The sequence below is a fragment of the Ruegeria sp. AB8 genome (assembly GCF_056542605.1).
Map to the genome: position 1 here is coordinate 61,441 of NZ_JBQGAB010000013.1, position 14,692 is coordinate 76,132.

At 59.5% G+C, this 14,692-nt stretch carries 12 protein-coding genes; 9 read left to right on the forward strand and 3 right to left on the reverse strand.

The window, feature by feature from the left end; translation table 11 throughout:
• Positions 1–3: 3 nt before the first annotated feature.
• From ACR0CG_RS14590 to ACR0CG_RS14610, 5 genes are read left to right on the forward strand one after another with little or no spacing between them, the layout of a single operon-like run.
• A complete protein-coding gene (locus ACR0CG_RS14590; protein ID WP_480525818.1) occupies positions 4–1,860 on the forward strand; it encodes a GMC family oxidoreductase in 1,857 nt (618 codons plus the stop codon).
• Positions 1,861–1,873: 13 nt separating this feature from the next.
• Positions 1,874–2,326 (forward strand): hypothetical protein, encoded by a 453-nt coding sequence (locus ACR0CG_RS14595; protein WP_170611651.1) that lies wholly within the window; start codon positions 1,874–1,876, stop codon positions 2,324–2,326.
• 21 nt (positions 2,327–2,347) lie between these two features.
• Positions 2,348–3,649, forward strand: a complete 1,302-nt coding sequence (locus ACR0CG_RS14600; protein ID WP_480525820.1) for a hypothetical protein — start codon at positions 2,348–2,350, stop codon at positions 3,647–3,649.
• Positions 3,646–5,145 carry a Dyp-type peroxidase gene (locus tag ACR0CG_RS14605; RefSeq protein ID WP_480525822.1) on the forward strand — a complete coding sequence of 500 codons (1,500 nt, stop codon included), beginning with the start codon at positions 3,646–3,648 and terminating at the stop codon, positions 5,143–5,145. Before ACR0CG_RS14600 ends, ACR0CG_RS14605 begins: the two co-directional genes overlap by 4 nt.
• A gap of 9 nt (positions 5,146–5,154) precedes the next feature.
• On the forward strand, positions 5,155–6,354 hold the full coding sequence (locus ACR0CG_RS14610; RefSeq protein WP_480525824.1) for a catalase family protein: 1,200 nt from the start codon (positions 5,155–5,157) through the stop codon (positions 6,352–6,354).
• A 210-nt stretch (positions 6,355–6,564) separates the two neighbouring features.
• Here the strand turns inward: ACR0CG_RS14610 and ACR0CG_RS14615 are convergent, their stop codons facing one another.
• The 3 genes from ACR0CG_RS14615 to ACR0CG_RS14625 form a co-directional block, all read right to left on the reverse strand.
• Positions 6,565–7,455, reverse strand: coding sequence for a LysR substrate-binding domain-containing protein (locus ACR0CG_RS14615; RefSeq protein WP_480525826.1), 891 nt, complete (start codon positions 7,453–7,455; stop codon positions 6,565–6,567).
• A 156-nt stretch (positions 7,456–7,611) separates the two neighbouring features.
• A complete protein-coding gene (locus ACR0CG_RS14620; RefSeq protein ID WP_480525827.1) occupies positions 7,612–8,544 on the reverse strand; it encodes a M48 family metalloprotease in 933 nt (310 codons plus the stop codon).
• Positions 8,538–9,149 carry a hypothetical protein gene (locus ACR0CG_RS14625; protein ID WP_480525829.1) on the reverse strand — a complete coding sequence of 204 codons (612 nt, stop codon included), beginning with the start codon at positions 9,147–9,149 and terminating at the stop codon, positions 8,538–8,540. The genes ACR0CG_RS14620 and ACR0CG_RS14625 overlap by 7 nt, the downstream gene beginning before the upstream one ends.
• Positions 9,150–9,518: 369 nt before the next feature.
• On the opposite strand from ACR0CG_RS14625, the gene ACR0CG_RS14630 reads away from it, so the two are divergent.
• The 4 genes from ACR0CG_RS14630 to ACR0CG_RS14645 all read left to right on the forward strand — a co-directional run bounded on the left by ACR0CG_RS14630 (position 9,519) and on the right by ACR0CG_RS14645 (position 14,651).
• Positions 9,519–10,769: a sarcosine oxidase subunit beta family protein gene (locus ACR0CG_RS14630; RefSeq protein WP_170611663.1), complete on the forward strand. Its 1,251-nt coding sequence runs from the start codon at positions 9,519–9,521 to the stop codon at positions 10,767–10,769.
• Positions 10,770–10,841: 72 nt separating this feature from the next.
• Positions 10,842–11,129 (forward strand): sarcosine oxidase subunit delta, encoded by a 288-nt coding sequence (locus tag ACR0CG_RS14635; RefSeq protein ID WP_170611665.1) that lies wholly within the window; start codon positions 10,842–10,844, stop codon positions 11,127–11,129.
• The gene (locus ACR0CG_RS14640; RefSeq protein WP_480525831.1) at positions 11,126–14,086 is read left to right on the forward strand and encodes a sarcosine oxidase subunit alpha family protein; all 2,961 of its coding nucleotides are present in this window, start codon (positions 11,126–11,128) and stop codon (positions 14,084–14,086) included. Before ACR0CG_RS14635 ends, ACR0CG_RS14640 begins: the two co-directional genes overlap by 4 nt.
• Entirely contained in the window at positions 14,079–14,651 is a 573-nt protein-coding gene (locus ACR0CG_RS14645) for a sarcosine oxidase subunit gamma (RefSeq protein WP_480525833.1), read from the forward strand. The genes ACR0CG_RS14640 and ACR0CG_RS14645 overlap by 8 nt, the downstream gene beginning before the upstream one ends.
• Positions 14,652–14,692 lie beyond the last annotated feature (41 nt).

Consider the following 14,692-nt stretch of genomic DNA (forward strand, 5'->3'; position numbering starts at 1 on the left):
AGCGTGGACGCGCCCATTTATGACTATGTCGTCGTCGGCTCGGGCGCGGGCGGCGGCACGGTTGCGGCCCGACTGGCCGAAGCGGGAATGCGCGTGCTGCTTCTGGAGGCCGGTAGCGATCCCCGTTCGGCGCAAGGTGGAGTACGAGGAATGAGCGCGGAAAACCGGTTGCCCGATGACTACGACGTGCCGGCATTTCATCCCTTCGCCACCGAGAATGAAGCACTGCGCTGGGACTTTCATGTCAGCCACTATGCCGACCCGGCCCTGCAGGCGCGCGATCCAAAGGCGGGGCCGGATGGCGTACTGTACCCACGGGCGGGTACGCTGGGTGGCTGCACGGCACACAACGCAATGATATTCGTATACCCGCATCACGAAGACTGGCGCCACATCGAGAAGATTACCGGCGACGCCGGTTGGTCGCCGAAGGCGATGCATCAGATTTTCCGCCGGATCGAAAACTGCCGCCATCGCCCGATGCAAAAGGCGCTGAATGCAATTGGCATCGACCGGACCGGCCACGGCTATCGCGGTTGGCTTTCGACGGAAAAGGCGATCCCGCGGGCGGCCTTTCGCGACGACGACCTCATGGACATGGTGCGCACGTCCGTTCGCGAAATGCTGGGTGATGCAGGCGAGGTGCGACGGCGCCTGCGCTGGCAGCTCAAGAGTGCCGCAGATCCAAATGACCTTGACCGGATCGACGACAATGCCGAGGGCCTGGTTTACACGCCGCTTACCACGCAAAACGGACGGCGTATCGGCACACGAGAGCGGGTGCTCGAAACCGCACGGCGTTATCCGGATTGTCTGACGGTCGAGCTGGACGCACTGGCGACCCGGGTTCTGTTTGATGATCAGAACCGCGCGACCGGGGTCGAATACCTCAAGGGAGAGCGGCTTTATCGTGCGCATGCAACCCCAAGCGACAGTCAGGGAATTCGACGGCGCGTGCAGGCTAAACACGAAGTTATTCTTGCGGGTGGCGCCTTCAACACTCCGCAATTGCTGATGCTGTCGGGAATTGGTCCGGCCGACGAACTGGCTCGGGCGGGTATTCCGCAACGCATCGCGCTGGACGGCGTTGGTCGCAACCTGCAGGATCGCTACGAAGTTGCCGTCGTAAACCGCATGGCGGTGGATTGCTGGGAAAGCTTGACCGACTGCCGTTATGAATCCGGCGATCCGCTATGGCGGGAATGGCAGGACACCGGTAAGGGTCTGTATTCAACCAACGGCGCAGCGCTGGGCGTTATTCGGCGTTCGAGCCCGGACAAGAAGCTGCCTGATTTGTTTTGCATGGCATTGTTAGGGCGGTTCGCTGGCTACTACCCCGGCTATGCTGCTGATCTGGCGCGCAGCCGCAACCATCTGAGCTGGGCCGTCCTGAAGGCCCATACAGCAAATGCGACGGGGCGCGTGCGGCTGGCCTCGGCTGATCCGCGCGACCGGCCCCTCATCGAGTTCAACTACTTTAAGCAAGGCGGCGACGACGACCTGCAAGCGGTTGTCGAAGGGGTGAAATTTGTTCGCAACCTGACCGAGCCGCTGCGCCGCAACGGCCAGATCGAGGCCGAGGAAATTCCCGGCCCGGATGTCAAAACGGATACGGAAATCGCCCAGTTTGTAAGTGACGAGTGTTGGGGGCATCACGCGTCGTGCAGTTGCGCCATCGGGCCGCCCGACAGCGGCGTGTTGGACAGCCGCCTGCGCGTACACAGTACAAAGGGGCTACGGGTAGCCGACGCCTCGGTCTTTCCGCGAATTCCGGGATTTTTCATCGCATCCTCTGTTTACATGGTCGGCGAAAAAGCCGCCCAGGACATTCTGGAGGATGCAAAACACGTCACTGTCTAGAAAGGGGGCCATTATGGCACATAGCATCGAGTCGCTCATGGATATGAGTCAGGAAGAACTGGACGAACTGTTTTCCAGCGTACCGGCCGGGGACATTCCCGACGGCGAAGCCGAAGGAACCGCCATCGTGGCCCCGGGCACGAAATTCACACCGCTGATCTCGCGCTTTATCAACAGTTTTGCCTGGCAGGGCAAAGTCTTCGACCAGTCGAAAGGGGTGCTGCGCAATCGTATCTTGCCGTTTGGGCTTAACGCCATTCTGGCCAAGGTTTACAAGGACAAGAGCTGGCTCGATGGAAAGGAATGCATCGTGCTGGACTATTCCGACACATCGCTTCTCGCACAATGGATCCGCGACGAAATCCGGGCCATCGGTCCTGGCCTCTATCTGGGCAAGGTCTATTGGGACGACAATCGCCTGATCGACTTCGCGCTGGATTTCAATGCTGACGCGATATCGTCCTAAATCTGGTAGACTGGCCCCGCCATGACACAGCAGAGCACCTTTCTGATTTTGGCCCCCATTGCGGAGGGACGCATCGAGGATTTGCGCGCGCTGCTGTCCGAGATGGTGCTTAAACCGGGGCTTGCGGATCCCAAGAACCCGATCGTGCCCTTCGCTGATTTCGATCGTTTGCACGTCGCGCGGTTATTTCTTCCGCAAGTCGACACATGGCGGGACATTGAAGCTTATGGCGTCGAAGCGCGCGCCTTCCCGCCGCATCTGGCGTTTCTGGGCGATATGGACGGAGACCGGGACAGCTTTCTGGTTGAGATGGCAAATCACGCGGGCGAAGGGTTGCGTCGCATCTTTTCGCATTGCGAGGACTTCCGTGAAGGTACGGACCTGCGTGATTGGATGGCCCGGCACAATGTGGTCGAGGCCGCCAATTACGTAAACAGGCGCGGTCGCACGGTGCAGCAGATTCACGAGGAAGCCGCGCTTGCGCACGCTCTGAAATTGGAATTGCACGCGCTTATTGAGGCCCACGGGGCAAAAGATGCCATCCTGCTGCACGAGCGGTTGCAGGAATTTGTCTCGGCCGAACGGCGCGAAGGACGCCTGCGCCTGACGCCGAGGCGGTCACCTTCGTTACGGCGGGTTTTCATCGACTGGACCGAAAAATTCGGTGTGCCGTTGGTGCTCTTGGCGATATCGCCGCTCGTTCTGCTGGCCTCGCCGCTATTGATCTGGCGCCTGCGCCGACTTGAGCGTTCGGATCCCGAAATCCTGCCGCGCCCGGATGACACGCATATCGCTGCGATGGGCACTTATGAAGACCATGACGTCACCAACCCCTTTTCGGCGGTTGGCGATCTCAAGCCCGGTGGATTCCGGCGCGCGGTGACGACGGTTGCGCTGTATCTGTTGAATTACGCAGCAAGGCACATCTTCTCGCGTGGCTACCTCACCCGCGTTCAGACAATCCATTTCGCGCGTTGGGTCTATTTCGATGACAAGCGCCGTGTGATGTTCTGCAGCAATTACGATGGTGCATTGGAAAGCTACATGGACGATTTCGTCAACAAAGTTGCCTGGGGGCTCAACCTCGTGTTTTCGAACGGCGTGGGTTATCCCAGTACGCGGTTTCTGATCAAGGATGGGGCCGAGCAGGAGCACAAGTTCAAACGCTTCCTGCGGAACCGCCAGCAAGCCACCCTTGTCTGGTACAAGGCCTACCCCGGTCTTACTGCGGTCGATCTCTACAGGCACTCGCAAATACGCGCCGGGCTGGAACGGCGGCCGCCCGGGCTTCGCGCGCTGCGCAAATGGCTGGCCAAGATATGAGCAAAAACAGGGATATCCAGACCACACCGGTCGATTTCGCGGACATGCAGGGCTTGATCCGGTTTGGTTATGGCAAGCTGCCCGAGGCCGAGTTTCTGCTGCTGACCGTTTCGGATGCTCGGACCGCTCGGGATTGGCTGGCATCCGCACCCATAACGTCGGCCGAGTGGTTGGATACCCCGCCCGAGGTCGCGCTTCAGGTTGCGTTCACGGCTGGCGGATTGCGCACACTTGGTTTGCCGGACGAGATTCTGGCGCAGTTTTCGCAACCATTTCTGGCCGGAATGGCGGGCGAAGACAGCCGCATCCGAAGGCTTGGTGATTCCGGTGGAAACGCGCCGGAAAACTGGATGTGGGAAGGCGGTAAAGTCCATGTGCTGCTGATGCTCTATGCGCGCGAGCGCGGGCTCGGCCCTTTCAAGTCGACAATTCTTGAACGCGCATTTCACGATGCATTCGACATCATCCAAGAACTGCCGACGCGCCTGAATGACGGCATCGAGCCTTTCGGTTTTGCCGATGGTATCAGCGAGCCGAAAGTGGATTGGGACCGAAAAAGCCCCCCACCCAAGCATGGTCGAGAGACGTATTCCAATCTTATCGCACCCGGCGAGGTCGTTCTGGGCCATGTCAATGAATACAAGGAAGTCTCCTCCGGTCCGCTGATCACCGCCGAAGATGGATCAACGGCGCATGCCGGCGCGGCCTCGGGGGACAACGGCTTTGGGCACAATGGCAGCTATCTGGTCATGCGCCAGCTTGAACAGGACGTGCCGGGGTTCTGGCGACATCTCGACTCGGTGGCGCATGGCGACGCCGCGCACCGCGAAGCGCTGGCAACGGCGATGGTGGGTCGCGCGCGGGACGGCACACCGCTGATAAAGGGCAGGCGCGAGATCGAGGGCGGGCGTGAGGGAAACAATTTCACCTACGAGGATGACATCGATGGCGTGGTCTGCCCGGTCGGCGCCCATATCAGGCGGGCCAATCCGAGAACCGGTGATCAGCCACCCGGTGTCACCAGTCGATTGGCCTGGATCACCAGCACGCTTGGGTTCCGCCGCAGGCGGGACAAGCTGCCGGGACGGCATGATCTGGTTGCGTCGACCCGCTTTCACCGGCTTGTCCGTCGCGGGCGCGCCTACGGGCCGCCACTGTCGCCTGAACAGGCGCTGTCAGACGAAGGGGTCGATCAAGAGGCAAGGGGGCTGCATTTTGTCTGCCTTTGCGCCGATATCACGCGCCAGTTCGAATTTGTGCAGAACGCCTGGATGTCTTCGCCTTCCTTCGATGGTTTGCACGGTGAGGCGGATCCGATCGTCGGAAGCCGCGAGCCCGTCGGCGGCGTGGCATCAGACAGTTTCAGTATCCAGCGTGCGACCGGTATCGCCGAGCGGTTGGACCACCTGCCGCAATTCGTGACCGTCAGGGGCGGCGGCTATTTCTTCCTGCCCGGCTTGCGCGCGTTACGCTTGCTCGCAGAACAGAAGGAATAGGAGATCCTCATGCGCGCTATCCTTCTTTTCATCCGCCGTTTTCTGCATTCACTGCTTCAGATCGGGCTGCACTTCGAACGCAGGTTGGAGCCATTTTACCGCCCGCAGCTAAACCGCCTGGTGCGTGCACCTGCGGCGCGCTTTCTTCAGCGTCTCAAGAACCGCAAGCGTCCGAACCTTGGGCTTGGCCTGGCCGAGGAGAAGATATTCGACTGGGAAGAGGAGGCGCTGCAGACAATCATCGATGAGATGCGTGAGCAGATGAACCTGCATTTTCAACCCGGTGCCTACGAACGCGGTGGCAATACCAAAACACACGGGCTGGTACGCGCAACCTTTTCGGTGAATCCCGATTTGCCCGAAAACCTGCGTAAAGGCGTATTTGCAACCGAACGAAGCTATCCGGCCTATATTCGCTTTGCCGGGCCCGGCCCGGATGTGCCTGAAGACATTCGGGATGTCGGGTTCGGGTCGATGTCCGTCAAGCTGATGGACGTGCCGGGGCCGAAGCTGATGGAGGAGGAGAAATTCACTCAGGACTGGCCCGCCGTCGTCACGCCGACATTCGTGACGCCGGACGTGCGCGAGAATGCCAAGCTGCAATACTGGAGCACAATTGACGAGCCGATCTGGTATTTCCTGAACCCAAAGGATTCACACCTGATCGACTTCCTCATGCAGGGTCTGTGGAACGAGACCCAGTACAATCCGCTGGGCCAGCGCTACTTCAGTTGCGTGCCGTACCTTTTGGGCGAAGGGCAGGCAATGCTGTACTCTTACAAACCATTGACCGATGTGCCGATGACCATCCCCGGCGTTCCGTTCGGGCGCGTGCCGCCGAACTACTTACGGGACAACATGTCCCGCGCGCTGCGCGCGGGCCCGGCCGAATTTGAGATGCTGGTGCAGGTCCAGACCGACCCGCACCTGATGCCGGTCGAGGATGCTTCGGTGCTGTGGCCCGAGGACAAATCGCCCTGGATACCCGTCGCGCGTATTCATATCCCGCAGCAGGAATTTGATACTCCGGCCCAGATGTCTTTTGCGCGGAACTTGCGGATCAATCCCTGGCATTCGCTGGCCGACCACCGCCCGCTAGGCAACCAGAGCCGGGCGCGGCGGCGAATGTATCAGGAACTGGCAGTCTTTCGTCAGCAAATGAACAAGGCCGCTCACATCGAACCGGACGGATCGGAGACGTTTGAATGAAGGTCGTCTGTTAGCGGCACTGTCGATGAGCGCCTAATCGAACAAGCTTTGGCCGGGTGTTTGCCTTGGAGACCAGGTTGGTTGGAACCCTGATGTCGGACGAGGAATGCGTTCTTTGCTTTCCTTACTCAGGCGGTCCGAGCCGTGACCACCTTCCGAAAGGTCATCATTTCCGCAACCTGACCATGTCGTCGCCAATTGCAGCATGATCTAGGCTGAGTTTGCCTTCTGGCGGGCGAGGTCCAGGAAGATCTTTGCAACCGCCGACAAAGGCTCGTTTTTGGACCAGAACAGGATGGCCTGAAAGCTAAGCGGCGCCGCAAAGGGCAGGGCAATGCACCCGGGCATCGATTTTAGGTAATCTCTGGACGATCCGACAATGGATACGCCCAGGCCGCGCGCGACCAGACGGCAGATCCCGTCCGTTGTCCGGGCTTCGTATTTCATTCGTCGCGTAACAGAATTAGCCTCAAAAAACCGATCCACTTCAAAGCGAAAGCGGGACAGGCCCATGTATGAGATAAAGCTTTCGTCCTGCAGATCGCGGGCTTTGATGATTTCCTTGGCCGCAAGCGGATGACCTTTGGGCAGCACGCAATAGGCATCGTCGTCATACAGCTTCAGGCTTTCAAAGGACGGGTTTGATGGCGGGCTTGTCTTGATGCCGAAATCATAGTTCTGCGACACCAGCCACTCGACAGTGTCGTCATTGGCTTCGAATTCCATGCGCGCCATCGCTTCGGGGCAGGTTTCCGAAAATTCCTTGATAAGATCCGGTGCCAATTGTGACGCAAATGACGGGGTGGTAACCAGGCTGAGGCGTGCGTGGCCGAAATGACGGATCGCCGTCGCAGATTGCTTGATATGTTCCATGCCGCTAACGGCCTGGCGGACTTCGTTTACCAGTAGCCGCGCCTCTTCCGTCGGAACAAGCGCCCTGCCAGAGCGCTGAAAAAGGCTAAATCCAACTTCGGATTCCAGATCCGAGACAAGCCGGCTGACCGCAGGCTGCGAAATCCCCAACACCTCGGCGGCTTCGGTCACAGTTCCGGTTGAAATCACTGTCCGGAACGCATCGATTTGTTTGAACGTTATTTTCATATCCTACGTGTGCCACCATCAGATCTGTTTTCGCAAGGATATTCAAAACGATGATATCGACGTTGCGATGACGCAGGTTCCGCAATCGAACATCGCCCGCGAAACACGAGTAACGCAAACGGGATTTGTGCGGTCTGGCAAGGTTTTGATCCGCACCTATTGGTGGGGGCAGGCCTGACGCAGATTGGACAGCGGATAGTCGTTGAACATCGCCGGAGCCATCCAGGTCAGAAAAGTGTCATCGTCAATCAGATCGGCAAATGCGGCCGTCATGACGCCAAGCTGCCTGACAAAGCCCGCTTCACGCTCGGGGTTGGCCTCGCCATGGGCGAAATCGCCCGGGTTCTCGATCAACCGGTTCGCCATCGACCGGATGCGTTCCGCTGAAACCGGATGGGTGTTTTCGCGCCTTCCACGGTCACTGGCCGGGTCGTGCCACCATGCGGCCTGATAGTACCAGAATATTCCCATGGGGTTTCCACCCAACCGTGCGAAATGATCCAGTGCGAAACTGTCGGCTTCGGCTTCCTGTTGACGGCTTTCTGCGCCTTCAACACCGGCCTGATGATCCAGCAGAACATGCCCCAGTTCATGAACCAGAATGAACTGAATTGCCGAAGAATAAATTTTGCCGCTCAGGTCATAGGTGTAGTTGTCGGCAAAGAGCCGGTCACGATCCAGACCAAAAGCGACAAACGGGGCCGGCAGATCCTCGCCCGCCCGTAGAAGTCCTGCGAGGTAGGTCTGAATGTATTCCGTCGGGCAGTCCTGGGATTCAAACCAGGCATGAAGAGTCGTGATATCATCGAAAAACCGTAACGAGGTCAATGGCATGTAGATTTCGCCATTTGCGGGTGACGCATAGAATGACATGGGCCCCGGACCGCGTTCCGGGAAAAACAGCTGCACGTCACTGGCGCGGTCTCGAAACGGATCAGGCAGGCGTGGCACGATGTCCTGCCACATGACGGATTGAATCGTGGGAATTGCGCGGTCTCGAACGCGCTGAAGATCGGCGGGACTGTAGACGACTTCGGCCGCAAGACTGCCGGTCATCAGGACGTAGATGAGAATAACCAGCCTCAACATCCCGTGTGCCTGCCTTCAAATACCTCAAGCGCCGAATCGGAAGGGCGAACGCCTTCTGATGGATTTTGCGCCCAGCGTTCGAATTGCACCGGATTGCCCCAATCGTCCTGCCAGACCTGTTTCATCAACGCCAGCTTGATGCTGATCAGGTCGCTCTGTGCCGAAGGGCGAACGGTTGTCGAATCCGCAAGGCAGTTCAGGGTCCAGATCTGATGGCGGGCCTGCTGGCGCGCATAGGCGTCGATCTCGGACGCCGCGACTTGATGGGACTGCTGGCTCAGAGATCCTGTGAAACTGCTGGGGGCGCTGCCTGATGCTTCGGCAACTTGTTCTTCCGCAGCGCTCTGCGGTGCCGCGTCGGAATAGGAAATGGGATGCGAAAGACTGACCCACGCATACAGTATCACCGCCAACAGCGCGAAAACCGGGGTGGACAGGGCCATTGACCCGGCAACACCCAGCGGGCCACTGTCAGTCACCGTAATTTTTTGAACGGTTTTCCAGAATCCGACAAGAACAACCAGAGCGACGACAATGACTATTGCGGTCAGCAGCAATCGTTCGGACATTCGGAAGGCAATTATGGGGTTTAAACCTTCAAACATGTCTAAATCCTTTGTCTTATTGTGAAATCATACCACAGCTCCCGCCCTTCTCAAAAACGCTCATGTTCCCCGGCTACTGCGAACCGTGCCGAAACACAGGTCGAACATCAGCGAACGCAGTTTCTGGCGCTAAGATCTGCAGATCGGAATGGAACCAAGCATCTTGACGACGCATGTGCGATTGCCCGCTTCTTGTGTTCGAGCACTCGATTTAGAATACTCGGGAGGTCAAGCCTCCTAACCGACTTCTCTGAATTTTGACCCGAAAACGAAAAACAATGTCGCGGAATGACATGTGTTGGTCTTAGATTCGATGAGTATGGCCAAGCGGAACGCCAGACGGCGTTCCAAACGAGAACGAGGCAAAGCATGCGATATTCCGGCTTTCGGGTCATCAAAGAGGCTCTGACCGGGCACAAGGGCTGGGAACCGGCGTGGCGCGACCCTGAACCTCAGGGCCAATACGATATTGTTGTCGTAGGCGGCGGCGGCCACGGTCTGGCCACAGCCTACTATCTGGCTAAAGAGTTCGGCGAGGCGCGGATTGCAGTTCTGGAAAAGGGCTGGATCGGCGGTGGAAATGTCGGGCGGAACACGACGATCATTCGTTCGAACTACCTGCTGGACGGGAACGAGCCGTTCTACGAGTTTTCCCTGAAGCTTTGGGAAGGGCTGGAGCAGGATTTCAATTTCAACGCCATGGTCAGCCAGCGCGGCATTCTTAATCTTGTGCATACGGATGCGCAGCGCGATGCGGCACGGCGCCGGGGCAACGCGATGATTCTGAACGGCTCGGACGCTGAACTGCTGGATACAGCGGGTGTCAGGGCGATGTATCCATTTCTGAACTTCGACAACGGCCGCTTTCCGATCAAGGGCGGCCTTCTGCACCGGCGCGGCGGCACGGTGCGCCACGACGCGGTGGCCTGGGGCTATGCGCGTGGCGCGGATCAGCGTGGCGTGGACATCATCCAGAACTGCGAGGTCACTGGCTTTCGCATCGAGAACGGCAAGGTTCTGGGGGTCGAGACCTCGCGTGGGTTCATCGGGGCCAAGAAAGTTGGCGTGGCTGTGGCCGGGTCTTCAGGCCGCGTGATGGAAAAGGCGGGGATGCGCCTGCCAATCGAAAGCCATGTGTTGCAGGCGTTTGTGTCCGAAGGGCTGAAGCCGGTGATTGACGGTGTGATCACCTTTGGCGCGGGCCACTTCTATTGCAGCCAGTCCGACAAAGGTGGACTGGTCTTTGGTGGCGATATCGACATGTACAACACTTATGCCCAGCGGGGGAACCTGCCGGTGATCGAGGATGTTGTGGAAAGCGGCGTGGCGCTGATACCGGCGCTAGGCCGGGTGCGTCTGCTGCGCGCCTGGGGCGGTGTTATGGACATGTCGATGGATGGGTCTCCGTTCATCGACCGGACACATATTGATGGGCTCTATTTCAACGGCGGCTGGTGTTACGGCGGGTTCAAGGCGACCCCGGCCTCGGGCTGGTGCTTTGCGCATCTGCTGTCCACAGACCGGCCGCATGATGTCGCGACCGCCTATCGCCTGGACCGGTTCCGCACCGGCCACATGATCGATGAGAAGGGGGTGGGCGCGCAGCCCAACCTGCACTGAAGAAGACATGAGCATTTTCTGCAAAACCGGTAACCGGTTCCGCGGTTCGAAAATGCGACAGGAGCCAATGCCTTGATTATCAACCATCCGCTTCTTGGGCCCCGCGATGCGCAGGAGTTTGTCTATCTCGGCGACGCTGCCCTGATCGACCGCCCCGACTGGCAGGCCGAAAATGCTGCTGACGCCTTTCACGACTATCTCTATCTGCGCGACAACCCGGCCGGAGAGCATCGTGAGTTGTGGTATCACGAGCAAGGCGACCGGTCCTGGTTGGTGGTGACGCGCAACACCTTGACGCATGAGATCACATCCGTCGAACTGGCCCGTGATGTGGCCCGGGCAAGGGGGCGCAGCAAATGAGTGTACAGACCAACCGGTTGAATGGTGGGCTTGTCGATCAGACCCAACCCCTGAGCTTCAGCTTTGACGGTAAAAGATATCAGGGTCACCCTGGCGACACACTGGCCTCGGCCCTGCTGGCCAATGGCGTGCAGCTGATGAGTCGGTCGTTCAAGTATCACCGTCCACGCGGGCCGTTGACGTCCGGATCAGAAGAGCCCAACGCGCTGGTCGAACTCCGCTCGGGCGCGCGGCAGGAGCCCAACACCCGTGCCACCGTGGCCGAGCTTTTTGACGGGCTCGAGGCAAAATCGCAAAACCGCTGGCCGTCGCTGAAGCGGGATGTGTTGTCGGTCAATGACATGTTCAGCAACTTCCTGACCGCAGGCTTTTATTACAAGACATTCATGTGGCCGAAGGCGTTCTGGGAAAAGCTCTATGAACCGGCGATCCGGCGCGCGGCCGGTTTGGGCAGCGTGTCCGGACAGGACGACCCTGATTTATACGACAAGGGCTTTCTGCATTGCGATCTGCTGGTGATCGGGGCCGGTCCGGCGGGCCTGATGGCCGCGCTGACAGCTGGCCGAGCAGGTGCTCGGGTCATTCTGGCGGACGAGGATTTTGTTCTGGGCGGGCGCCTTAACGCCGAAAGTTACGAGGTCGGCCGAATGGCCGGATCGGACTGGGCAGCGCAGGCCGTGGCAGAGTTGTCGGCAATGGACAATGTACGCCTGCTGTCGCGCACCACCGTGATCGGGGCTTTCGATCATGGCACCTATGGCGCTGTCGAGCGGGTGGCCGATCACGTACTGACGCCCGGTGTCGGGCAGCCCCGGCAGATCATGTGGCGGATTTATTCGAAACGGGCGCTGTTATGTGCCGGCGCAACCGAGCGGCCCATCGCATTTGCCAACAATGATCGCCCCGGCGTGATGCTGGCCGGGGCAACCCGGGCCTATGCCAATCGCTGGGCAGTGACACCGCACGAACACATGGCGGTGTTTACCAACAACGATGACGGTCATCGCACGGCTGCCGACCTGATATCCAAAGGTGTACATGTCACCGCCGTGATCGACACGCGGGCCGACGCACCCGCCATCGAAGGGACGGAACTGTTCGCCGGTGCGCAGGTGATCAACAGCAAGGGCAGACTGGGTCTGGGGTCGGTGACGGTCCGTACAGCGAAAGGGTTCACCCGCGATATCATATGCGGCGGTCTGGCTGTCTCAGGCGGTTGGAACCCCAATGTGCACCTGACATGCCATCAGCGCGGGCGCCCGCAATGGAACGAGGGTCTTGCAGCGTTTGTTCCGGGTGACGTGTTACCGGTCGGAATGTCGGTCGCCGGGGCCGCGGCTGGCTTGATGTCGACCCACGGCGCGCTGAAATCCGGCGCAGAAGGGGCGGCGGCAGCACTGTCGGGCCTCGGGATTGCGGCGCAGGTCGGGGATATACCGCAGGCCGAGGACGCACCGGTGAACCTGCAACCCTTCTGGTATGTGAAAGAGGGCAAGGGCCGCGCCTGGATCGACCAGCAGAACGACGTGACCGTCAAGGATGTCAAACTGGCGCATCAGGAGAACTATGTCTCGGTCGAACATCTGAAACGCTATACCACGCTGGGTATGGCCACCGACCAGGGCAAGACGTCGAATATGGGTGGCCTGGCGGTGATGGCCGAGATGACAGGCAAGTCGATCCCGGAAACCGGCACCACCATCTTCCGCCCGCCCTATACGCCGGTTGCCATGGGTGCTCTGGCTGGCCGGTCGGTCGGCAAACATTTCCATCCGACCCGAGAGACGCCCAGCCACAAATGGGCAACGGAACAGGGCGCGGTGTTCACCGAAGTCGGCGATTGGCTGCGGGCACAATGGTTCCCGCAAAAGGGTGAGACGCACTGGCGGCAATCGGTGGATCGCGAGGTTCTGCAGACCCGCAAATCGGTTGGTGTCTGCGATGTTACCACCCTGGGCAAGATCGACGTGCAGGGAACGGACGCGGCGGGGTTCCTGAACAGAATCTATGCCAACGGGTTCGCAAAACTGCCGGTTGGCAAGGTACGCTATGGCCTGATGCTGCGTGAAGACGGCATCGCCTATGACGACGGCACCGCTGCGCGACTGGCCGACGACCACTTAGTGGTCACGACAACCACCGCCAACGCCGTTCTGGTTTACCGCCAGATGGAGTTTGCGCGGCAATGTCTGTGGCCCGATCTGGACGTGCAGTTGATCTCGACCACCGAGGCCTGGGCCCAGTATGCAGTGGCCGGACCGAATTCCCGCAAGTTGCTGGAAAAGATTGTCGATCCGGGTTTCGATCTATCGAACAAAGCGTTCCCGTTCATGGCCTGCGCCGAGGTCACCGTTTGCGGCGGTTGCCGGGCGCGTTTGTTCCGTATCTCTTTCAGCGGCGAGCTGGCCTATGAAATCGCCGTGCCCACACGCTATGGCGATGCGATGATCCGCGCGCTGATGGAGGCGGGAGAGGAATTCGGTGTGGTTCCCTATGGCACAGAAGCCTTGGGCGTCATGCGGATCGAAAAGGGGCATGCCACCGGCAATGAGCTGAACGGCACTACCACGGCGCTGAACCTTGGTATGGGCCGGATGGTCAGTAAAAAGAAGGACTGCATCGGCAACACCCTGAGCGAGCGCGCTGGGCTGAACGAGGAAGACGCTCTGCGTCTGGTGGGCTTCAAACCGGTGGATGCCGACGACCCCGTGGTCGCAGGGGGCCATTTGATGACCAGTGATGGTCCGGTCGATGCGGCCCACGACCAGGGCTATGTCACTTCGGCCGCCTATTCACCGGTCCTGCACAGTTCGATCGGCATCGGGTTCCTGAAGAACGGTGCAGATCGGATGGGCGAGGTTCTGCGTCTGGTCAACCCGCTGGAGGGCAGCGAAGTGAAGGTCGAGGTGGTCAGCGCCCATTTTGTCGATCCCGATGGAGGACGTCAGCGTGCATAAACTGAAACCGCTCACACCGCTTGGAGGTGCCGAGCCCCGATCAGACGGCTTTCCCGGCTTGACGATCACGGAAAACACCTCGCGGGCGCTGGCGTCACTGACCGCACGTCAAGGGCATGAGGCAGCGTGTGTCACCAAGGCAAATGAGTTGATCGGTGCGGCTCTGCCTGCGCCCGGCCAATCGGTGGCGACATCGGCCTTTTCGGCATTCTGGATTGGTCCGGACAGTTGGATGATCGATGCCGATCACGCAAGCCAAGAGATGCTGGCAGCTGAGGTCAAGGCCGCTGTCGGAAACACTGCTTCCGTTGTCGAACAAACCGACGGCTGGTGCCGGTTTGACATTACCGGCCCGGCCGCCTGCGATCTGTTCGAACGGCTTTGCAATGTTGATATCCGAACCATGCAATCCGGTGCCGCAACCCGATGCTCGATCCACCACATCGGTTGCTACCTGTGGTGCCACGAGACCGGAACGTCCTTCTCGGCCCTTGGCCCTCGGTCCTCGGCCAAATCACTCCATCATGCCATTACTGAAATAGCTCAGGCCGTGTGCCGGGGCTGAGGCGATTTCGTTGTCCGTGTTGGCGCGTGTCAGCACGCGCA